Genomic DNA, 19,531 nt, shown 5'->3' with positions numbered 1-19,531 from the left:
ACAACATACTTGCCAGCCGACAAGCAAGTATGCGTAGAGTTGGGTGCGACGAGAGGGAGGAAGCCCGATGACCGCAGTGTTCGTCCACGGCAATCCGGAAACCGCTGCCGTGTGGGAGCGGCTGCTCGCCGAGCTGGGCGACCGGTCGGCCAGCTGCCTGTCGCCGCCCGGATTCGGGGCGCCGCTGCCGGAGGGGTTCGGCGCGACGGCGCTCGAGTACCGCGACTGGCTGATCGCCGAGCTGGAGAAGTTCCCCGAACCGGTCGACCTGGTCGGCCACGACTGGGGCGGCGCGCACGTGCTCAACGCCGTCATGGCCCGCCCGGAGCTGGTGCGCAGCTGGGTCAGCGACACCGCGGGCGCGTTCCACCCGGATTACGTCTGGCACGACCTCGCGCAGGGATGGCAGAAACCGGGCGTCGGCGAGGAATCCGTCGCGGCGATGTTCGGCGCGCCGGTGGAAAAACGGGCTGAACGCCTGGTGCTCGGCGGAATGCACGAGTCGGTGGCCGCCAAGGTCGCCGAGGGGATGAACGACGACATGGCCCGCGCGGTGCTCCCGCTCTACCGGTCCGCGGCGCAGCCGGCGATCGCGGAGTTCGGCCGGGATCTCGAACGCGCGGCGGAGCGGCCAGGGCTCGTCGTGCTGGCGACCGAGGACCATTTCGTCGGAACGGACGAGCAGCGCCGCCGTTCGGCGGAGCGGGCCGGCGCGAAGGTCGCGGTGCTGGAGGGCCTCGGGCACTGGTGGATGACGCAGGATCCGGTCCAGGGCGCGCGGATCCTCACGGAATTCTGGTCCGAATAGGACAGTTCAGGCCCGCGCGACGAGACGGAACACCCGGCTGAGCCGCCGGTACGGATCTCGTCGCGCGGCCTCCGTCAGCGCGTCGATCATCGGCACACGTACATCAGCACCGCGTCGAATTTCGGTCTCCATGCCGTTCATGGTGCGCCCGAACCGATAGTGACGCGCGTCACATAACCCCCATGTCCAGAACCCGCCCGCTCCTCCGACCACTCCCCGAAAGACCCGAAACTGCGAGGAGCAAGACGATGAAGTTCCTGATCAGCCTGCACATCAACCAGTCCGTCCTCGACGCGCTCACCGGCGAGGAGAAGGAAGCCCTCGGCAACGGCGTCAGCGCGTTCATGGAGTCGACGAAGAAGTCCGGCGAGCTGGTCGCCGCGCAGGCGCTCGCCGATCCGTCGCAGGCCGCGGTGGTGTCGGTGCGCAATGGGCAGCCGGTGGTGACCGACGGGCCGTTCCTCGAGGCCAAGGAGTTCCTCGGCGGCTACTACCTGCTCGACGTCGAGAGCAAGGAGCGTGCGATCGAGCTGGCCGCGCAGGTCCCGGACGCCGCGATCGAGGGGCTCGGCGTCGAGGTGCGCCAGGTGATGTTCTCGGAAGGGCAACTGGACGCGTGACCGCCCGCTCCGTCGAGGACCTGCTGCGCGAACTCGTGCCGCAGGTTCTCGGCGTGCTGGTGCGCCGGTACGGCCAGTTCGAGGGCTGCGAGGACGCGGTGCAGGAAGCAGTCCTCGCGGCTTCTCAGCAATGGCCGATCGAAGGCGTGCCGGACAATCCGCGCGGCTGGCTGTCGACGGTCGCGTCCCGCCGCTATGTCGACCAGGTGCGCAGCGATCAGGCGCGCCGCGAGCGGGAGCTGGCGAACGCCACCGAGTCCGCGCCCGACGTGCCGGACACCGACGACACGCTGCTCCTGCTCTTCCTGTGCTGCCATCCGGCCTTGACCCCGGCGTCGCAGACCGCGTTGACCCTGCGTGCGGTCGGCGGTCTGACCACGGCGGAGATCGCGCGCGCGTTTTTGGTGCCGGAGGGCACGATGGTTGCCCGCATCAGCCGGGCCAAGCAGCGGATCAAGGCGGCGGGCAGTTCGTTCCCGGGTTCGGCCGGACCGGAGCGGCTGGGTGTCGTGCTGCAGGTGCTGTACCTGATTTTCAACGAGGGCTACACCGCGTCGTCCGGCAGCGATTTGCATCGCGCCGACCTCGCGTACGAGGCGATTCGCCTGGCCAGAATGGTGCACGCGCGGCTGCCGGACGACAGCGAGGTGACCGGCCTGCTCGCCTTGATGCTGCTGACGCACGCTCGCCGAACGGCCCGCACGACACCGTCTGGTGACCTGGTTCCGCTGGCGGATCAGGACCGTTCGACGTGGGACCGCGCGATGCTCGACGAGGGCACTGAGCTGGCGAAAGCCTCGCTGGGCGGTTCGAAGCTGGGTCCGTATCAGCTGCAGGCCGCGATCGCCGCGACGCACGCCGACGCGGCGACCGCGGACGAGACCAACTGGCGGCAGGTGCACGCGCTTTACTTGATCCTGGAACGGATCGCGCCCAATCCGATGGTCACGCTGAACCGCGCGATCGCGCTCGCCGAGACCGACGGGCCGCGCGCCGGGCTCGCGCTGTTGTCCACATTGGACAGCGAGGAGCGGATGGCGCGGCATCACCGGTTGCTGTCGGTGCGGGCGCATTTGCTGGAGAAAGCCGGGGATTTGGCTGGCGCGTACGAGAACTACCGGCTCGCCGCCAAGGCGACGGCGAGTATCGCGGAGCGGCGTTTCCTGACGGCCCGGGCCAGCCGGGTGAGGCCGCGTCCGTAACGGCTTCCTTGGCGCCCCGCGGAAAGTCAGAGTTCGGTGAGCTGATCTGTCGCGTGCTGATAGGCATCGGCGGCCCGGGCGAAGTAGTCGAACAGGACCGCCACCTCCTCCGGCCGGTAACCGCGCAGGATCTCGCCGATGCTGTCGCGAGCCGGGGCGAGCGCCTTGTCCAAGCCTTCGGGCTGGTGAAGCGGCTGGACGACGACCTTGCGCCGGTCGCCGGGGTCCGGAGCGCGGCGGACGTAGCCGCCCTCTTCGAGGCGGTCGACCAGGCGGGTGGTCGGGCCGGTGGTCAGACCGGCCAGGCGGCCCAGCTCGCTCGGGGTCATCGCGCCGTGCAGCTCCAGGATGTTCAGTGCGTACAGGTCGGTCGCTCCCAGTCCCACGGCCCGCGCGCTGGCCTGGGCATGCAGCAGCACCGCGCTCAGGTAGCGCCGGTAGACCGCCGACGGATCCTCGGCTGTTGACATCCCGCCTCCCTTCCCATAATCTCTTCCTCAACGAAGAGAAATCTCCAGAGCAGTTACTTCTCTGGAGAAGATACCATGGGGAGACATCATGAACGCACTGGACACCGACGTCGCTGCCATCACCGCCGTGCTGGATCGGCTGGTCGCCGCCTGGGATAGCGGGGACGGCGCCGCGTACGCCGCGGAGTTCACGTCCGACGCCACCTACATCACCTATGTCGGCACCCTCTACCAGGGCGCGGACGAGATCGGCCGCGCGCACCAAGCGCTCTTCGACAGCTTCCTCAAGGGCACGCGGCTGTTTCACGAGGTGCAGAGCATTCGCCACGTCGGATCCGATTCGGCGCTCGTCGTCACCCGGGGCGCGACCGGCAAGGGATCGAAGCCCGCTCAGCTGGACAAGGTCCAGACCTACAGCCTGGTCCGCACCGAGGCCGGGTGGAAGGTCGCTGCCTTCCAGAACACGAAGCGCAAGCCGTTGCTGGAGGCGGTGTCTTTCAAGTTCCAGCCGGCGAGCAAGCCGGCCGCCGGCTGATCTGCGGGAGTGTCATGTCTTCGCTTGCTGTCGTCGCCGCGACCGGGCGCACCGGCCGGCTCGTGGTCGAACGCGCGTTGGCCGCCGGGCACGAGGTGACCGCCATCGCCCGCGAGCCGGGGAACCTCGGCCTCGAGCATCCGCGGCTCACCCGCCGCGCCGCCGACGCACTCGATCCGGAGTCGCTGCGCGGGGCACTGGCCGGGCACGAGGCGGTGGTTTCCGCGCTCGGCTCGACCGGCCGCGGTCCCACCACCGTCTACTCCGCCGGGACCGCCAGCATCGTCTCGGCGTTGCCGCCAGGCGCGGCTGGTGGCGATCTCCTCCGCCGGTCTCGCGACGCCGCCGGACGCCGGGCCGGGCGCGCGGGCGGTCAGCCGGATTCTGCGCTGGGTGCTGCGGCATCCGTACGCGGACATGGCGCGGATGGAGAAGTTGCTGGCTCACTCCGGGCTCGCGTGGACCGCGGTGCGGCCGAGCGGATTGACCGATCGGCCGGGAACGGGCCGTCCCCGTGTTTCCGTCGGCTCCGCCGAACGCCTCGGCCCGCGCACGGCTCGGGCCGATTTGGCCGCCTACGTGGTGGATCGCCTCGCCGATCCGCGGATTTTCGGCCGGGTGGTCGCGATCTCGTCGTAGCGGGTAGCTTCGCGGGGTGTCCCGTACGGTGCCTGCCGAGGTCATGCGCGTCTCGATCGTGGACCGGCTCTTCGCCCGCGCCGGCGACGAACGGCCGTTGTTCACCCAGCAAGACCACCAGCGCGGCGTCGAGCACACCCTCACGTGGGCGGAGTTCGCCGCCAAAGTCCGGACCGTGGCCGGGCAATTGCGCCGGATCGCCGAGCCAGGCGAGCGTGTCGCGATCCTCGCGGGACAGGAACTTGCTTACCCGCTGGCGTTTTTCGGCGCCCTCGCCGCCGGGATGATCGCCGTTCCGCTGATGCTGCCGGGCAACCGCGCGCAGGCCGACCGGCTCGATGGGGTCCTCGCCGACTCCGGCGCGCGGGTGTGGGCGACGTCGTCCGCTGTCGCGGCGAAGGTGCGCGAGTTCGGCGATCCCGGCGACCTCGTGGTGGTCGACGAGTTGTCCGGACCAGGCATCGATCCGATTCGCGTGGATCCGGAAAGCCCGGCTTACCTGCAGTACACGTCGGGGTCGACGCGCGAACCGGCGGGCGCGGTGATCCCGCACCGGGCGATCGTCGCGTCCTGCTGGCAGGCCAGCCAGGCCTACGCCTCCGACGAGCAGACCACCTGCGCGGGCTGGATTCCGTTCTTCCACGACATGGGCCTGATCCAGCTGCTGTGCCTGCCGGTTTACGTCGGCGGCCGGTCGGTGTTCATGTCGCCGGCGGAGTTCGTGCACCGGCCGCGGCGCTGGCTGCGCCAGCTCTCGGACTATCCGGCCGTCTTCACCGCGGCCCCGAATTTCGCCTACGACCTCGCCGCCGACGTCGGCGGCGAGGAGGGCCTCGACCTCTCGGACGTCCGGGTCGCGCTCAACGGAGCCGAGCCCGTCCGGCCACGCACGGTCGAGCGGTTCCACGAGGTGTTCGGCCGGTACGGATTTCGCGCGGAGGCGCATCGGCCGTCGTACGGGCTGGCCGAGGCCACCGTGTACGTCGCGAGCGCCGGAGAAGAAGGGCCGCGCGGCGCGGTGCTCGACCGGGAAGCCCTTGCCCAGGGCCGTGCCGTCGAAACGCCGGACGGACAGCCGGTCATGTCGGTGGGACGGCCGGTCGGGCAGCTCGTCCGGATCGTCCACGACGGACGCGAGCAGCCCGAGGGTGAGGTCGGCGAGATCTGGGTGCACGGGCCGAACGTCGCGTCCGGCTACTGGGGACGCGGCGACGCGGAAGCGTTCGGCGGAGTCCTCGACGGGCTCGAAGGCTGGCTGCGCACCGGCGACCTCGGGGTTTTCCACCGCGGCGACCTTTACGTCACCGGCAGGCTCAAGGACCTGATCGTCGTCGACGGCCGCAACTTCCATCCGCAGGACCTCGAGGCGGCGGCGGGCGAGGCGCATCCGGCGATCCGCCGCGACCGGGTCGCCGCGTTCGGCGTCGCCGACGAACGGGGCGAGGGCGCGATGGTGGTCGCGGAATGGGCCCGCGGCGCGGAAGCCGAGGTCAAGGACGTGACCCGGGCGGTCCTGCGAGCGGTGTCGAGGGAGCACGACCTCACGCTGCGCGCGGTACACCTGGTCCCTTCTGGCGGACTTCCGCGCACTTCCAGCGGAAAGGTCGCCCGGTCGGCCGCCAAGGCGCGTTACGGTGGCGTGCGTGGGTGATCACTGCGCCGAGGTCACGAAGGTCGTCAGCGACACCTTCCGGCTCGACCCGGCCCTCGTCGTGCCCGACGCTCCGCTGGAGGAGCTCGGCATCGACTCGAAGGGCCGGATCCGGCTTCTCGCGGCGCTGGAGATCTACTACGACGTGTCGATCGATCTGGACGAGCTCGATCGGTTCACCGACGTGGAATCCGTGGCGGACGTGCTCGCGGAGGCCCTGGCAACAAGCCGAGCTGAGGAGAAGCACTGAAATGAGCGGTGGGGGCGGGTACACCGCGACAACCCAGGCGTTGTCGAACGCGGCGAAGAACATCGGTGACCTGGCGGAGAAACTGCTTGACGACAATCCCGACCTGGAGAACTCCGAGCTGACCAAGGAGAAATTCGGCCGGGTGCACCAGGCGCACGCCGACAAGTACCTCGAGGGAACCAAACAGCTCTGGGGCGCGCTTTCCGGCTACAGCAAGGCCCTCGAAGCGTTCGGCACGAACATCGGCACCGCCGGATCGGCCTACGGCACGAACGAGGACAACCAGGCCGGCACCATCACCAAGACCGGCAACGGCGTCGACGGGATTCTCTGATGGCGGACGAAAACCAGCCGAAGACGTGGCCGGATGTCAAGAAACTGCTCGACGACTCGGCGGTGCCGCCGGCGTTGAAGGACGGCCTGCTTCGGGCGTGGGTCAACGAGCATCCGAACCCGGGCGGCGAAGAGGGCGACGAAGTCGCCAAGTACATCAAGTCCTACGGGCGGACGTTCATCCTGATTCCGAACGACCCGTTCGCGGCGCCGGGCGGGGCCCCGAAGCTCGAGGAGATCTACGAGGAAGCCCGGCGGAAGGGCCAGCAGAACAGCTACAACCAGGACGCGAAGCGCAAAGAGGTCGACAAGGGCAAGGACGAGCTCGGCAAGAAGCAGCCGCCCGCTCCCGGCGAGGGCAAGGACGCCGGGGCCACCGGCACGAAGACGTCCGACGAAATCTTCGACACCGCGGCCCCCGCGCTGCGAGTGTTCGAGACCTTCGGCGGGCTGCTCGAGAAGATCCCGGACGACTGCAAGGGGTCCACTCGCAAGCTCGACCTCGACAAGGACATCCGCGGCCCGTTCGACGAGCAGCGCGGGATCAGCTTCGAGGGCTTCGTCAACGACGCCATGCATTTCAAGCACGGCTCGGAAACCGTGAAGTCGACGCTGACCGAGACCGGAACCGAACTGGGCACCCTGTTCGGGACCTGGACCGGAGCCGGCGCCGACGCGGCCGCGGACCGGTACAACGAAAGCATCCAGAAGAAGGCCGCGAAGCTGGGGGACGACCTCAGCCACGCCAGCGAAGCGGTGCTGCACACCACGAAAACGCTGTTCGACCTGTGCAAGGGGAAGGCCGACCAGGTCATCGCGCTGTACCGCGACCAGGTCGGCAAGGCGGACTACACGATGGCGCAGAAGGTCATCGCGGTCGCCAACGGCGAGCACGGCAGCATCGAGGACCTGGCCCAGATCGCCGGCTGGATGGACTACAACTTCGGCACCAACCTGGTCGACACCCTCAACGACCAGGGCTGCTGCAACGACGACGAGATCCAGAGCCACGGCAAGGACCTCGCCAAGCAGTGGATCATGAACCAGTTCAACCCCGACATGTGGGACACCATCTACCAGGGGTTCGAGAAGGCCTGCAAGGACGCGAAGGACCTCGTCGACAAGGCCTACGACGCCCTCGACAAGGAGATGGGCAAGCTCAAGAACAAGTTCGAGGGCGCCGAGGACGGCGGGGCTGGCGGCGCTGGCGGTTCCGGCGGTCCTGGCGGCGGTGGGCAGGGGCCTGGCGGTGGCGGTCCCGGCGGAGGCGGCCAGAGCGGCGGGCAGGGGTCCGGCGGTCCGGGGTCTGGCGGTCAGGGCGGCTACGGAGGCGGTCCGGGTGGCGGCTTCGGCGGTGGATCCGGCGGTCCGGGGTCTGGCGGTCAGGGCGGCTACGGAGGCGGTCCGGGTGGCGGCTTCGGCGGTGGATCCGGCGGTGGAACTGGCGGCGGGTCCGGTTCGGACATTCCGCAGGGTGACCATTCCGGCGGGACCGGGGGCGGTTTCGGCGGCGGCACGGGAGGCGGCACCGGCGGCGGATCCGGTTCGGGAGGCGGGTCTGGCAGCGGCTCCGGCGGGGGCGGCGCGAAGGTTCCCGAACTCGATGTTCCGTCCGATGCGCCGGGCGGCGGTCCCCTCGGTGGGGGTCCGGGTGGCGGGACTGGCGGTGGCGGTCCGGTGGACGGTCCGCCGATCAAGACCGACTCCGGCGGCGGGTCCGGTTCCGGAGGGCCCGGCTCGGGCGGTTCCGGCGGCGGGCAGGACCACGGCCAGTCCGAGGAAGAGGCCCGGCAGCGGGCCGAGCAAGAGGCGAAGCAGAAGGCTCAGGCCGAGGCGAAGCAAAAGGCCGAGGCCGCGATGGAGTCGTTGAAGAAGGACGCGCTGGGCAGCCACGGCGGCGCTCCCCTCGGCGGGCCGGGCGGCGGCGAGCCCGGTTCGACTGGCGGGGACGGCAAGGGCCCCGACGGCAAAGGCCCGGACGGAAAGGGCCCTGACGACAAGGTTCCCGGCGACGACAAGGCTCCCGGCGAAAAGGGCGGCGGCGGTTCCCCCGGCGGTGGTCCGGTGGACGGTCCGCCGATCAAGACCGACCCCGCCGACGGCGGGGTCGGCGGCGAGGACGGAAAGCCCGGCGACGACAAGGACCACGACGGCAAACCGGACGACGGCAAGCCGGATGCCGACAAGAACCACGACGGCAAGCCCGACGAAGACGGCCGCGATGTCCTGAAGGTCAAGCAGGGCGACAAAACCTTCGAGATGTCCGAGCCGGACGCGGACGGCAAGATGGACATCAAGATCGGCGAGGGTTCCGGGCCGGTCAAGGACTTCAAGATCGACTGGTCCGACGACAAGTCCGCGTCCGACGGCGGCCAGCCCGACGTCCACCACCCCGGTCCGGACGGCAAGATCCACCTCCGCGACGGCGACACGAAGATCACCGCCGAGCGGCCGGACGGGCCGAACGGGCCGACCGTCGTCACGGTCGACGACGGCAAGGGCAACCCGACGACGTACACGCTCGGCGAGGAGGACAAGCGTCCGGTCGACCACGGTCCGGAGACACCCGGCGACAGCACCGGCCGCCACCACGCGGGCGACGATCCCGGCCAGCATCCCGGCGACCACAAGGGACCCGAGGCCAACGGGCACGGCGGCGCCTCGCCCAGCAGCAGCCACCCGGTGCCTCCGATGGGCGGTCCGGGTCCGGAAATCTCGCACATCGGCGACCCGTCCGGCGGGCACCCGGTGTACCCGGCGGGAGACGGTCCCGCCCAGGGGGCCTCGCACACCGGCGACCCGTCCGGCGGGCACGCGGTGCATCCGGCGGGAGACGGTCCCGCCCAGGGGACCTCGCACGGCGGCGGCCACCTCGCGGGAGCACCCGTCCAGCCGCTGCACCACGGGGTTCCGAGCGGAGCGCCGGGGCATCCGATCGAGGGCGGGCCGGGTCCGGAGGTCTCGCACACCGGCGGTCCGGGCGTGCCCGCTGGCGCGCCGAGCGCTCCGCTGCACGGCGGGCCGGTGGTCGGGGTCGACCACACTCCGGTGTCCGGCACCCACTCCGGCGGCGGTTTCCCGGCCCCGGCGAGCGACCATTCCGGCCAGCCGGGTCAGTCCGGCGGCGCCGGGATGCCCGGCATGGGTCCGATGGGCGGCGGGCACGGCGGCGGTGGCGGCGGTGGCGAGACCGAGCGGCGCGCGGCGTACCGCGTGGAGGGCGCGGTCTTCGACAACCTCGCCGAACCCGCCAGCCGGATCACTGGTTCACTCGACGATGACGACGACGCGCCGATCATCCGGACCAGGTAGGGGAGGGACGCATGAGCGAAACCGCCGCGATGAAGGCCGAACTGGACGCGCTGGTCCGGGAGCAGGCCGACCGGAGGGCGCTGCGCGAGCAGAAGGCCGAGGAGATCAAGGCGCGGTCCCAGGAGTACATGACCAAACAGGTGCAGGCGGCCGAACGGTACGTCCAGCACCGGCGGGAGCTGGGGAAGCGCAAGACCAAGTCCGGGTGGAGCACGGACCGGCCGAGCACCGATCCGCCCTCGGCGTTCGATTCCGACGAGTTCGGCAACGAGCCCGGTTCGGCGTCCCCGTTCGCGGTGACCCCGAATCAGCCCGCCCTGCGGAGCGAGCCGCCGCGGCGTCCGGCGCGTCGCCCGCGTCCAGTGGAAGACGATGAGGACGACGACGCCTTCCTCAACAACCGTTGGCGCGATTGAGGTTCTGCCTCGGGAGGGGGCTCGCCTGCCCCCTCCCGGAGGTCAGATCCGCACCAGCATTTTCCCGACGTTCTCCCCGCGCAGCATCCCGATGAACGCGTCCACGATGCTGGAAAACCCTTCTGCCATGGTCTCGTCGACCAGCACCTTGCCGCTGCGGACGTGCGGGATCAGGAATTCCTCGAACTCCTCGCGCGCGTCGAGGTGATTGCGCACCAGAAACCCTTCGATGCGAAGGCTTTTCCCGACCACGTCGTACAGATTGTGCGGCGCGCTCGGCGGCGTGCGCAGGCTGTTGTACTGCGCGACTGAACCGCACCAGGCGACGCGGCCGTAGTCGCGCAGGGCGTCGATCGCGGCGGCCAGGTGGTCCCCGCCGACGTTGTCGAAGTACACGTCGATGCCGTCCGGAGCCGCTTTCGCGAGCAGGTCGGTGACCGGGCCGTCGTGGTAGTTGAAGGCGGCGTCGAAACCGAGGTCGCGGGTCAGGTGCTCGACCTTCGCCGCGGATCCGGCGCTGCCGACGATGCGTCCCGCGCCGAGCAACCGCGCGAGCTGCCCGGCCGCGCTGCCGACCGCACCGGCAGCGGCGGAGATGAATACGTCATCGCCGGGGCGGACCTGTGCGACCCGGGTCAGGCCGACGTACGCGGTGAGCCCGGTCCCGCCGAGAACGCCGAGGTAAGCGCTCAGCGGAACGCCGTCCGCCGGGACGATCGTCCGGACGTCGGCGCTGGTGAGGACCGCGTGGGTCGCCCAGCCGTGCCGGTGGAACACCGTCGTGCCGACCGGCAGCGCCGGCTCCTTCGACTCGACCACCTCGCCGATCGAACGGCCCTCCAGCCCCGCGCCGAGTTCCCAGCCGCCCCATTCCATGAACTCGCGCATGTACGGATCGACGGACAGGTAACGGTTTTCGACCAGCACCTGTCCGGCAGCGAGGTCCGGCAGCGGCTGGGTGACGAACTCGAAGTCGGCGGCACTCGGCGCGCCCTCGGGGCGGCGGACCTGGCGGACGGCGGTCAGGGACACGGGATCTCCTTAAGGAAGGGCTCTGACCAGCAAACTTAGGCAGCTCGGCGGCGTCCCGGCAGAGGTCCGGATCGATGGACCGGGCCAATCCATGAATCCTGTTCATGGCTGCGGCTAGGCTGGTCGCATGGATGCTGTCGACCTCACGCCGGGCGAGCTGCGCCTGCTGCTCGCGGTGGAGCGCACCGGCAGCTTCACCGCCGCGGCCGCCGAGCTGAGCCTCACCCAGTCCGCGGTCTCGCACGCCGTACGGACCTGCGAACGCAAGGTCGGCGCCATCCTCTTCGACCGCGGCCGAACGGGCGCCCGCCCGACCGCCGCCGGGGCCCGCGCACTCGTGCACGCCCGGCTGATCCTGCGCCAACTCGACGTTCTCCGCGCCGAAGCCCGCGGCGCGGCAGCGGGAACCCTCACCGGACCCCTGCGGATCGCCGCTTTCCGCAGCGCTGCCGCACACCTCCTGCCCGCAGCCCTGGAACGCTTGACCGCCAAGCATTCCGGCCTGCACCCGCAGGTCCTGATCGTCCCCGAAATAGGCCGCGGCACCGCGGGCGAGGTCGCCGACGGCCGCGCGGACGTCGCCATCGCCACCCTCAGCGAAGAAGAAGCCCCGCCGGCCGGATTGGTCGCCGGAGAACTGTTCCGCGAGCCGTACTTCCTGGTCAACCCGGCCAGCCGCGCCGAATCGCGCAGCCTGCCGTTGCTCGACTGGCCGGAAAACTGCTCCTCGTACACGCGGTCCTGGTGGGCCCGGCAAGACTGGCTGCCCTCGGCGAAAATGGAGGTCGCCGACGACGGAGTGGTCCTTTCCATGGTGGCGCAAGGAATCGGCATGGCGATCCTGCCGAAACTCACCCTCGCCGCCATCCCGCCGGGAGTCGCGGTCACGCCGATCGCCGACCCGCCCACCCGGAGAATCGGGTACGTGGCCACCTACGCGGGCGCGCAATCCCTTGCGGTGCGCGAATTGGTCCGGGAATTGCGCGCGGTCGCCGAAGCGGAGTTCCCCGGCGCGGCTTGATCCTCGACAAAGACCATCGTCCCCGGGAATTTGACCCCTCCCGCGCGCCCGAACGGAGGTTGTGCCTCCCCTCGCGGCGGTCAGACTTGAGGCACGCGGGCAATGGCCCGCAGCCGGGCATTGGCCGAGCCCATGCCGGTAACCGCCTGTTCGGTGCGTGCTGCTCGTCGTTCGTTCGGCCTCCCCGGCCAGGCGGGAGCGAAGGAGGACGGATGAGATTCGCCGGAAAGGCACCCGCGGTCTTGGCCGCTGTCGTGGGGGTGGTGCTGTCGCTGGCCGGATCGGCGGCGGTGGCCACCAAAGCGGGCGCGCCAGCTTGTTCGCCCGGCACCACCGTGACTACCGACGACGGACCGGTGTGCGGTATCGCGGGTGCGGAGATCAAGTCGTGGCAAGGGATTCGGTATGCCGCACCGCCAGTGGGCGAGTTGCGTTGGGCGGCACCGCAGCGGCCCGCGCACTGGACTGAGCCGTTCGCTGCTACCGAGGAGGGCACCGAGTGTCCGCAGCCGCCCGGTACCGGTCCCGGGTCGGCCAACGAGGATTGCCTCAACCTGACCGTGCGCGTCCCGGCCAACGCGGGTCCCGGTCCGCTTCCGGTGATGGTGCAGATCCACGGCGGCGGATTCCTGCTGTGGAAGCCGACGGACGCGAGTCGTCTCGTGACCGCGGGGCACGTCATCAGCGTGGAGTTCAATTACCGGCTTGGGATTTTCGGTTTCCTGGCGCACGAATCGTTCGGTGCGCACGCGGGCAACTACGGCCTTCAGGATCAGCAGGCCGCGCTTCGCTGGGTGCAACGCAACATCGCGAAGTTCGGTGGCGATCCGCACAATGTCACGATCTACGGCGATTCCGCGGGCGGTTCGAGCGTCTGCGCCCACACCGCTTCGCCGGCCTCGGCCGGGCTGTTCAAGCGCGGGATCAGCCAAAGCGGGGAGTACAACTCGCTGCTCGGCGTCGACATCATCTGGCAAACACAGGACTGCAAAGCACAATTGCCCACTGAGAAACAAGCGCGGGAAAAGGGTGCCCGGTTCGCCGCGGCGCTGGGCTGTTCCACCGCCGCCTGCCTGCGTGCGCTGCCCGCGGAGACGGTGCTCAAACAGGCCGACCACGGAAGAAATCCCGACAATGGAACGGTCGCGCCGATCGTCGACGGCAAGACTCTGCCGATGTCACCCGCCGAGGCTTTCGCCACCGGGCGAGTCAATCACGTAGCGCTGATGCACGGCGTCGACCGCGACGAAACTCAACTCCCATACGCCGCCACCGAAGCCGATTACGAGAAATTCATCAAGGAACAGTACGGAAAGCACGCCGATGAGGTCCGCGAGACGTATCCGCTCAAGCGGTATCCCGCGCCAGCCCCGTATCTCGCCTACCGGACCGCCGTCGCCGACTCCAACTCGGTGTGTCCCGCGCTGCTCAACGACGAGCGGCTCTCGCGGCACCTCCCGGTCTTCGCCTACCAGGTCGACGACACCGATATCCCGCCGCAGTTCTTCGTCGACCCCGCCAAACCGAACGGTGCCTACCACGTCGCCGAATGGCTGCTGATGTTCCCGAACGGCGTCCAGCTCACCCCCAACCAGCAGGTGCTCGCCGACCAGATTCTGACGCAGTGGGCCGGTTTCGCCCGCACCGGAAACCCCACTGTGGACGGTGCGCCGCAGTGGGATCCTTACACCAAGGACAATCCCGTGGTCCTGGCGCTCAACGCCGCGGGAGACAGTCAGCTCACCACGGAGATCCCGAGGCAGCATCACTGCGCGGAACTCTGGAACCCGTTGACTCCCTTCGCACACCACCGATAGGGCTCCGATAACCAGCTGTGCGGGAAGGCAAAAGCTGCCCGCACAGTCGCGATCCCGGCTTCTCGCAACGTTTTCCGAACTCGGCTGACAGCGTGGACCCCGCCGACTACCGTGGAAGGTCCGTCGGGGGGACACGCTGGCCAGTCAGGGTGGAGGGGACGGCATGGGGCAGCGCATTGGGCACGGCTGAAACCGATCTCGCGGACAGATCGGCGCGTTCTTTCCGTGGAGCGGTCTCGCTGTCGCGGTGGAATCTGTGGAACCAGCGGCCCAGTTTGATCGCCTACTGTCTCCTGATCGAAGCCGTCGCGGCAGTAGCGACCGTGACCGCTGCCCGCGCAGAACACTTCTCCGGCCGGGACCTGCTCGTCTTCGGCCTGCTGAGCGGATGCGGTCTGCTGCAGGCCGAACTGGGCCGCGAGGTCGAACGGCTCCGGCTCAGATCCGGCACCCCGCACATCAACTTGACCTCGGTGTGGAGCTTCGCCGGCGTGCTCTTGCTTCCGTCGGCCCTGGTCACTGGACTCGTCGCGATCCTCTACCTCTATCTGGCCACCCGAAGCCCGTACCGCGTCCGCCGCGTCTCGGCCTTTCGCGTCGTGTTCAACGCCGCCTTGGTCGTCGTCACCTGCCAGGCCGCCGCGGCCGTCCTCTCCTGGACCGCGACTCCGAGCCTCAAGTCCGTTCTGCACGCGGGCTGGTCTGGTTTCGGCGACCTCTTTCTCGCGACCGCCGCCTACTTCGTCGTCGCCGCCCTGATCACCGTCCCCGGGCTCAACGCGCCGGACCGGTCGCTGCGCACCCTCTTCGGCGGCTGGGGAGACAACCTGCTCGAAGCCGCGACCCTCTGCCTCGGCATTCTGACCGCGCTCGCCGTGACGACCATGGCTGAGCTGGCCCTGTGCGTCCTGCCGCCGCTGCTCGTCATCCACCGCGCGGTTCTCGTGAAGCAGCTGGAAATCGCCGCGACCACCGACGAGAAGACCGGCCTGCTCAACACCACTGGCTGGCACGCCCTCGCCGCCCGCGAACTCGGCCGGGCGCAGCGAACCGACTCCAGTTTCGGCGTGCTGATGGTGGATCTCGACCGCTTCAAACGGATCAACGACGAACACGGCCACCTCAGCGGCGACGCCGTCTTGCGTGCCGTCGCCGCCGCGATCACCGGCGCGGTGCGCGAGTACGACTCGGTCGGCCGGTTCGGCGGCGAGGAATTCGTGGTTCTGCTGCCCGGCCTCCGCCAACCCGGCATCCGGGTGGTCGCCGAACGGGTCCGCGAAGCCATCGCGCGGCTCGTCGTCGAGGTGCCCGCCGCGAACGGCCCGAAGACGATCGACGGGCTCTCCGCGTCGATCGGCCTCGCGACCTATCCGGAGTCCGGAACTGCGCTCGAACGCCTGGTCCACGCGGCCGACCAGGCGCTCTACCGGGCGAAGAACACCGGCCGCAACAAGGTCGTCAGCAGCGCCGACCTCGGCTGAGCGGTATTGCCCCGGCCCTCGAAATGACATACGGTTCCGCCACTGACACGCGATTCCGCAGAGGTGGTCGATGACCCGACGCGCACTGGTCCTCGGTTGTGGCGGCACGCTCGGCTTCGCCTGGACCGCCGCCGCCCTCGCCGCGGTCGAGGACCAGCTGGGATGGGACGCGCGCGACGCGGACGTCCTGGTGGGCACCTCGGCGGGCGCGGAGATGGCAGCGTTTCTCGGCTCCGGAATCGGGGTCGGCGAGATCATGGCCGCGCTCGGCGGAGAACCCGCCGACGAACGCCTCCGGCGGCATCTCGCACAGCATCCGGGCAAACTGCCGCCGTGGCCGGCACCGGTTTGGCCTGGCCTCGGCCTCACCGCCGCGGCGCTGCGCGGCCGGGCCGACCTGCTGGCCGGACTGGCCGGTGTGCTGCCCAAGGGCCGCGGCGACGCTGGGTGGCTGCGTGCCCTCGGGACCGCGCTGGCCACTGCCGACGGCTGGGTCGAGCACCCGCGGACCTGGCTCGTCGCGGCCGATCTCCGCACCGGCGAGCGGGTCGCGTTCGGGAATGCGCAGCGGACCGAGCTCGGCACCGCGATCGCCGCGTCCTGGGCCATTCCGGGATGGTTCCCGCCGGTCGCCGTCGACGGCCGCGAGTACGTCGACGGCGGCACCGTCTCGCCGACCTCGGCGGATCTCGTTCTGGAGACCGGCGTCGAGGAGGTCGTGCTCATCCCGCCGATGTCCACCTCCGGCGGCGCGCCCGGCCGCGGTTTCGCCCGCGTCGAACGGCTCGCCCGGCACGCGATGACCCGGCGCGTCGATGCCGAGGTCACGCAACTCCGCGCCGCCGGTATCCGCGTGCTCCGCATCGAGCCGGGTCCGGCCGAACTGGACGTCATGGGCCCGAATTTCATGGACCTCCGCCGCCGCGCCGACGTGCTTCGCGCCTGCCGCGCCCTGACCCCGCCGCGCGTGCGCGCCGCCATCGAGCAAGGAGCGACCCCGTGACCTACCCCAAGATCGACCTCGCCGGCGCGTCCGTCGCGATCACCGGCGGAGGCGCCGGAATCGGCCGGGCAGTCGCGAAGTTGTTCGCCGGCAAGGGAGCCCGCGTCGCGATCGGCGACCTGAACCAGGCGGCCGCCGGGGAAACCGCCGAACGGGCCGGCGGCACCGCCCACCACCTCGACGTCGCCGACCGCGACTCGTTCGCGTCCTTCCTCGCCGCGGCCGAGAAGGCTCACGGACCGCTGCGGGTGCTGGTGAACAACGCCGGGCTCATGCCGAACGGCGGATTCCTCGAACTCGCCGACGCCACCGACCGGCTGCAGATCGACGTCAACCTCGGCGGGGTCCTCAATGGACTGAAGCTGGCGCTGCCCGGCATGGTCGAACGCGGTTCCGGCCACGTCGTGAACGTCGCCTCGCTGGCGGGCAAATTCCCGGTCAAGGGGCTGGCCGTCTACAACGCGACCAAATTCGCCGTGGTGGGGCTGACCGCCGCGACCCGCCTGGAGTTCGCGGACGCGGGCGTCAGCATCAGCGCCGTGCTGCCCTCGGCGGTGGACACCGCGCTCGCCTCCGGCCTGGACATGCGGCCGATCCCGAAGGTGCGGCCGGAAGACGTCGCCAAGGCGGTCGTCGATTCGGTGCGCCACCGCCGCGGCGAAATCGCCGTCCCCGGCTACGTCGGCCTGCTCGCCGCGGCTGCCGGAGTCACTCCCGAGCCGGTCCTCAACCGCATCCGGCGGCTGGTTCGCGACGATCGCGCACTGCACGCCGACCGCCCGGAACGAGCGGAGTACCGGGCGGGTCTCGAAGCGCAGCAAGGAACCCGCCGGTAGCCGGTTCGTTTTCCGGATAGCCCGGGAGTTCGGTTACGCGGCTAGACCGTTTCCGCCACACGCTGCACGGTGGAGTAAAGCCCACCTTCCGGCGCGGAGAGGCCGGGAACCGAGCAGTGAGATTCAGCGGTGTCTTCGGGAGCAGATTCCCCTTGCGGCGTTGGCCACAGACGACAGGGAGAACTCCGCTGATGTCCGAGACAACCGAACGGGCGCTGCGCCCTGGCGACCTGGCGATCCGATGCGGGGCCGTCGGCTCCCTGGTACTGGTGAGACTGCGCGGCGCGCTGGACCTGGCCACCGCGGGCGAACTGGCCGAAGTGCTGGCCACGCAGCTGCGGACCGGCCGCGACATCGTGCTCGACTGCACCGGCCTGGACTTCATGGCCGTCGTCGGGATGTCGCTGATGATCGACACCCACCGCGCCGCTCACGTCCGCAAGCAGAAGCTGATCGTGGTCACCGGCGGCAACCGGGCCGTGCTGCGCCCGCTGCGCGTCGCCCGGGTCGATGTCATGCTCCGTCTCGCCGGCACCATCGACGACGCGTGCGCCCAGCTGGGGTACGCCGGGGGTGGTTTGGCGCTCGGCGCAAGCGGGTAACCGGGGGGTCCTTGTACGGTGCCGGCCGTTGGGAGCCGGCGTGGACGAAGGGCCGCCGACGTATGTCCGCTCCTGGGCGCGTGGTGTTCGACAGCGACGACCTGGAGCGCACCGAAGCTTTCCTCAGCAGCTCCTACGCCCCGATGCGAATCGGCAGCGGCAGCCGCGACGCAGGCGCCCACATCACCCGCGTGGCCTCGGACACCGTGAGCGCCGACAAGCTCGACCTGCACTTCGACATGAGCTACGACGTCGACCCGCTAGGCCGGATCTGCCTCTGCGACATCGAAGCCGGCACCATCGAGGACCACCAGGTCGCCGGATGGGCCGAACCCGCCGATTTCGCCCCCGGCGACCTGTTCTCCTTCGCCCCGCCCGACCGCCCGTACTCCGGCCGGATCTGCCGGGCGCGCTACACCATCACCATGCTCGACCCGGACCTGCTGACCCGCGTCGCCGGGACTCAGCAGCCAGTACGATTGCTGGACCACAAACCGATTTCCCCCGCGGGCGCCCAGCACCTCCGGGCCGCCACCACCTACCTGCGGGACCAGGTCCTGGCCGCCCCGGACATTGCCGAGCACCCGCTGCTGGCCAGCACCGCGAGCCAGCACCTCGCGGCCGCCGTGCTCGCGGCTTTCCCCACCACCGCACTGGACGAACGCGCCGGCACCGACCTCGACGCCCACCCGCAGGCCTTGCGCCGCGCCATCGCGTACCTCGAAGCCAACCCGGACCGCGACCTCACGGCGACCGAACTGGCCCAAGCAGCGGGAGTCTCGGCACGTGCGGTGCAGCTGGCGTTTAGACGGCACCTCGACACGACGCCGATGGCTTACCTGCGACGCGTGCGTCTCGACCATGCGCGGGCTGAACTGCGCGCGGCCGCGCCCGGTTCAACGACGGTGACTCAAGTCGCGGCGCGATGGGGGTATACGCGGCCCAGTGCGTTTACGGCGCATTACCGGGCTGCTTATGGGGAGCTTCCTTCGCAGGCTCTGCAAGGGGATGCGTGACCGCGAGGGATAGTCGGTCCGGCAGCTGGCCGGGCGAATCCGGGGACAACAAGCTCCGGTAAATGCCGGAGAGTGTCCGCCGGGATCAGTTGACGCAGAGGGCGGGCACATTTGCGGTTATTCCGGGCACCTCGGCCGTGTCGTCCCGCGATGGAGAAGGCGCTGCGGGACGTCGTGAAGTGCCGCTGGCAGCCCTGTGCCGGGTTCGCGGATTAGTTCAGGCTGGACGCGAGGGGGCTGCTTTGTCGCGCCCGTCGGTCGCGGCCCGTGCCGCACGCCCCGCGCGCGGCCTCATCTTCCCGAGACTCTCGCTATCCGCCCTGCGAGGGGAAGGGCCTGACGTCGGGGCCGGGACTCGCCGTCGGGCGGTGGGTTCGCATTGTTTCACTCAGGTGTGTTCCGAGAATCCGCTATTTCTTCCTTGCTGGTAACTAGGTCGGGTGAATTGCTGACAGGTGGCGCTATTTGTGCATGGCAGCGGCAGTGC

Annotated in this window: 20 protein-coding genes and 1 pseudogene; 18 read left to right on the top strand and 3 right to left on the bottom strand. The window is 69.9% G+C overall.

Translation table 11 applies throughout. From position 1 onward, the window contains the following. Nucleotides 1-67: 67 nt before the first annotated feature. Entirely contained in the window at nt 68-808 is a 741-nt protein-coding gene (locus F9C11_RS05080) for an alpha/beta fold hydrolase (RefSeq protein WP_409183745.1), read from the top strand. 6 nt (nt 809-814) lie between these two features. On the opposite strand, the gene F9C11_RS05075 is transcribed toward F9C11_RS05080, so the two are convergent. After that, entirely contained in the window at nt 815-940 is a 126-nt protein-coding gene (locus F9C11_RS05075) for a hypothetical protein (RefSeq protein WP_409183744.1), read from the bottom strand. A gap of 116 nt (nt 941-1,056) precedes the next feature. Between F9C11_RS05075 and F9C11_RS05070 the strand changes: the two genes are divergently transcribed. Together F9C11_RS05070 and F9C11_RS05065 are read left to right on the top strand one after the other, a co-directional pair. Next, nucleotides 1,057-1,428, top strand: a complete 372-nt coding sequence (locus tag F9C11_RS05070) for a YciI family protein (RefSeq protein ID WP_409183743.1) — start codon at nt 1,057-1,059, stop codon at nt 1,426-1,428. After that, nucleotides 1,425-2,630: an RNA polymerase sigma factor gene (locus tag F9C11_RS05065; RefSeq protein ID WP_409183742.1), complete on the top strand. Its 1,206-nt coding sequence runs from the start codon at nt 1,425-1,427 to the stop codon at nt 2,628-2,630. The genes F9C11_RS05070 and F9C11_RS05065 overlap by 4 nt, the downstream gene beginning before the upstream one ends. 26 nt (nt 2,631-2,656) lie before the next feature. Here F9C11_RS05065 and F9C11_RS05060 read toward each other — a convergent pair whose 3' ends face one another. Next, nucleotides 2,657-3,100 (bottom strand): MarR family winged helix-turn-helix transcriptional regulator, encoded by a 444-nt coding sequence (locus F9C11_RS05060; RefSeq protein WP_409183741.1) that lies wholly within the window; start codon nt 3,098-3,100, stop codon nt 2,657-2,659. Between the two features lie 88 nt (nt 3,101-3,188). Between F9C11_RS05060 and F9C11_RS05055 the strand changes: the two genes are divergently transcribed. The 8 genes and pseudogenes from F9C11_RS05055 (at nt 3,189) to F9C11_RS05020 (ending at nt 10,236) form a co-directional block, all read left to right on the top strand. Then, nucleotides 3,189-3,635 (top strand): SgcJ/EcaC family oxidoreductase, encoded by a 447-nt coding sequence (locus F9C11_RS05055; protein WP_409183740.1) that lies wholly within the window; start codon nt 3,189-3,191, stop codon nt 3,633-3,635. 14 nt (nt 3,636-3,649) lie between these two features. Beyond that, nucleotides 3,650-3,916, top strand: a pseudogene (locus tag F9C11_RS05050) (NAD(P)-dependent oxidoreductase); the annotation flags it as partial. A gap of 31 nt (nt 3,917-3,947) precedes the next feature. Then, nucleotides 3,948-4,274 carry an NAD(P)H-binding protein gene (locus F9C11_RS05045; protein ID WP_409183739.1) on the top strand — a complete coding sequence of 109 codons (327 nt, stop codon included), beginning with the start codon at nt 3,948-3,950 and terminating at the stop codon, nt 4,272-4,274. A gap of 43 nt (nt 4,275-4,317) precedes the next feature. Next, nucleotides 4,318-5,925, top strand: a complete 1,608-nt coding sequence (locus F9C11_RS05040; protein ID WP_409186817.1) for a fatty acyl-AMP ligase — start codon at nt 4,318-4,320, stop codon at nt 5,923-5,925. Next, on the top strand, nt 5,918-6,175 hold the full coding sequence (locus F9C11_RS05035) for an acyl carrier protein (protein ID WP_344287866.1): 258 nt from the start codon (nt 5,918-5,920) through the stop codon (nt 6,173-6,175). Before F9C11_RS05040 ends, F9C11_RS05035 begins: the two co-directional genes overlap by 8 nt. A 1-nt stretch (nt 6,176) precedes the next feature. Then, a complete protein-coding gene (locus F9C11_RS05030) occupies nt 6,177-6,509 on the top strand; it encodes a hypothetical protein (protein ID WP_409183738.1) in 333 nt (110 codons plus the stop codon). Continuing rightward, a complete protein-coding gene (locus F9C11_RS05025) occupies nt 6,509-9,820 on the top strand; it encodes a hypothetical protein (RefSeq protein WP_409183737.1) in 3,312 nt (1,103 codons plus the stop codon). The genes F9C11_RS05030 and F9C11_RS05025 overlap by 1 nt, the downstream gene beginning before the upstream one ends. An 11-nt stretch (nt 9,821-9,831) precedes the next feature. Further along, the gene (locus tag F9C11_RS05020; protein WP_409183736.1) at nt 9,832-10,236 is read left to right on the top strand and encodes a hypothetical protein; all 405 of its coding nucleotides are present in this window, start codon (nt 9,832-9,834) and stop codon (nt 10,234-10,236) included. Between the two features lie 42 nt (nt 10,237-10,278). Here F9C11_RS05020 and F9C11_RS05015 read toward each other — a convergent pair whose 3' ends face one another. Then, entirely contained in the window at nt 10,279-11,268 is a 990-nt protein-coding gene (locus tag F9C11_RS05015) for an NADP-dependent oxidoreductase (RefSeq protein WP_409183735.1), read from the bottom strand. A gap of 127 nt (nt 11,269-11,395) precedes the next feature. Here F9C11_RS05015 and F9C11_RS05010 point away from each other — a divergent pair, with 127 nt between their 5' ends. From F9C11_RS05010 to F9C11_RS04980, 7 genes are all read left to right on the top strand, one after another. Next, complete coding sequence (locus tag F9C11_RS05010) at nt 11,396-12,289, top strand: LysR family transcriptional regulator (protein WP_409183734.1); 894 nt, start codon at nt 11,396-11,398, stop codon at nt 12,287-12,289. Nucleotides 12,290-12,501: 212 nt separating this feature from the next. Continuing rightward, the gene (locus F9C11_RS05005) at nt 12,502-14,106 is read left to right on the top strand and encodes a carboxylesterase/lipase family protein (RefSeq protein WP_409183733.1); all 1,605 of its coding nucleotides are present in this window, start codon (nt 12,502-12,504) and stop codon (nt 14,104-14,106) included. Between the two features lie 323 nt (nt 14,107-14,429). Beyond that, nucleotides 14,430-15,587 carry a GGDEF domain-containing protein gene (locus F9C11_RS05000; protein ID WP_409183732.1) on the top strand — a complete coding sequence of 386 codons (1,158 nt, stop codon included), beginning with the start codon at nt 14,430-14,432 and terminating at the stop codon, nt 15,585-15,587. A gap of 70 nt (nt 15,588-15,657) precedes the next feature. Next, nucleotides 15,658-16,590: a patatin-like phospholipase family protein gene (locus tag F9C11_RS04995; protein ID WP_409183731.1), complete on the top strand. Its 933-nt coding sequence runs from the start codon at nt 15,658-15,660 to the stop codon at nt 16,588-16,590. After that, nucleotides 16,587-17,426 (top strand): SDR family oxidoreductase, encoded by an 840-nt coding sequence (locus F9C11_RS04990; RefSeq protein ID WP_409183730.1) that lies wholly within the window; start codon nt 16,587-16,589, stop codon nt 17,424-17,426. The genes F9C11_RS04995 and F9C11_RS04990 overlap by 4 nt, the downstream gene beginning before the upstream one ends. Nucleotides 17,427-17,617: 191 nt before the next feature. Continuing rightward, a complete protein-coding gene (locus tag F9C11_RS04985; RefSeq protein WP_409183729.1) occupies nt 17,618-18,028 on the top strand; it encodes an STAS domain-containing protein in 411 nt (136 codons plus the stop codon). A gap of 62 nt (nt 18,029-18,090) precedes the next feature. Beyond that, the gene (locus F9C11_RS04980; RefSeq protein ID WP_409183728.1) at nt 18,091-19,044 is read left to right on the top strand and encodes a helix-turn-helix transcriptional regulator; all 954 of its coding nucleotides are present in this window, start codon (nt 18,091-18,093) and stop codon (nt 19,042-19,044) included. Nucleotides 19,045-19,531: the final 487 nt, after the last annotated feature.

This window comes from Amycolatopsis sp. VS8301801F10 (assembly GCF_046195355.1).
Classification (GTDB): domain Bacteria; phylum Actinomycetota; class Actinomycetes; order Mycobacteriales; family Pseudonocardiaceae; genus Amycolatopsis.
The sequence above is the reverse complement of the archived record's forward strand: the minus strand, read 5'-3'. Positions and strand labels throughout refer to the sequence as shown.

Excerpts from the sequence above, each read along its gene's own strand:
- F9C11_RS05030 (WP_409183738.1), top strand. The coding sequence starts at position 6,177 with ATGAGCGGTGGGGGCGGGTACACCGCGACAACCCAGGCGTTGTCGAAC.
- F9C11_RS04985 (WP_409183729.1), top strand. The coding sequence starts at position 17,618 with ATGTCCGAGACAACCGAACGGGCGCTGCGCCCTGGCGACCTGGCGATC.
- F9C11_RS05040 (WP_409186817.1), top strand. The coding sequence starts at position 4,318 with ATGCGCGTCTCGATCGTGGACCGGCTCTTCGCCCGCGCCGGCGACGAA.
- F9C11_RS05080 (WP_409183745.1), top strand. The coding sequence starts at position 68 with ATGACCGCAGTGTTCGTCCACGGCAATCCGGAAACCGCTGCCGTGTGG.
- F9C11_RS05075 (WP_409183744.1), bottom strand. The coding sequence starts at position 940 with ATGGAGACCGAAATTCGACGCGGTGCTGATGTACGTGTGCCGATGATC.
- F9C11_RS05005 (WP_409183733.1), top strand. The coding sequence starts at position 12,502 with ATGAGATTCGCCGGAAAGGCACCCGCGGTCTTGGCCGCTGTCGTGGGG.
- F9C11_RS04980 (WP_409183728.1), top strand. The coding sequence starts at position 18,091 with ATGTCCGCTCCTGGGCGCGTGGTGTTCGACAGCGACGACCTGGAGCGC.
- F9C11_RS05055 (WP_409183740.1), top strand. The coding sequence starts at position 3,189 with ATGAACGCACTGGACACCGACGTCGCTGCCATCACCGCCGTGCTGGAT.
- F9C11_RS05020 (WP_409183736.1), top strand. The coding sequence starts at position 9,832 with ATGAGCGAAACCGCCGCGATGAAGGCCGAACTGGACGCGCTGGTCCGG.
- F9C11_RS05070 (WP_409183743.1), top strand. The coding sequence starts at position 1,057 with ATGAAGTTCCTGATCAGCCTGCACATCAACCAGTCCGTCCTCGACGCG.
- F9C11_RS04995 (WP_409183731.1), top strand. The coding sequence starts at position 15,658 with ATGACCCGACGCGCACTGGTCCTCGGTTGTGGCGGCACGCTCGGCTTC.
- F9C11_RS05060 (WP_409183741.1), bottom strand. The coding sequence starts at position 3,100 with ATGTCAACAGCCGAGGATCCGTCGGCGGTCTACCGGCGCTACCTGAGC.
- F9C11_RS05010 (WP_409183734.1), top strand. The coding sequence starts at position 11,396 with ATGGATGCTGTCGACCTCACGCCGGGCGAGCTGCGCCTGCTGCTCGCG.
- F9C11_RS05025 (WP_409183737.1), top strand. The coding sequence starts at position 6,509 with ATGGCGGACGAAAACCAGCCGAAGACGTGGCCGGATGTCAAGAAACTG.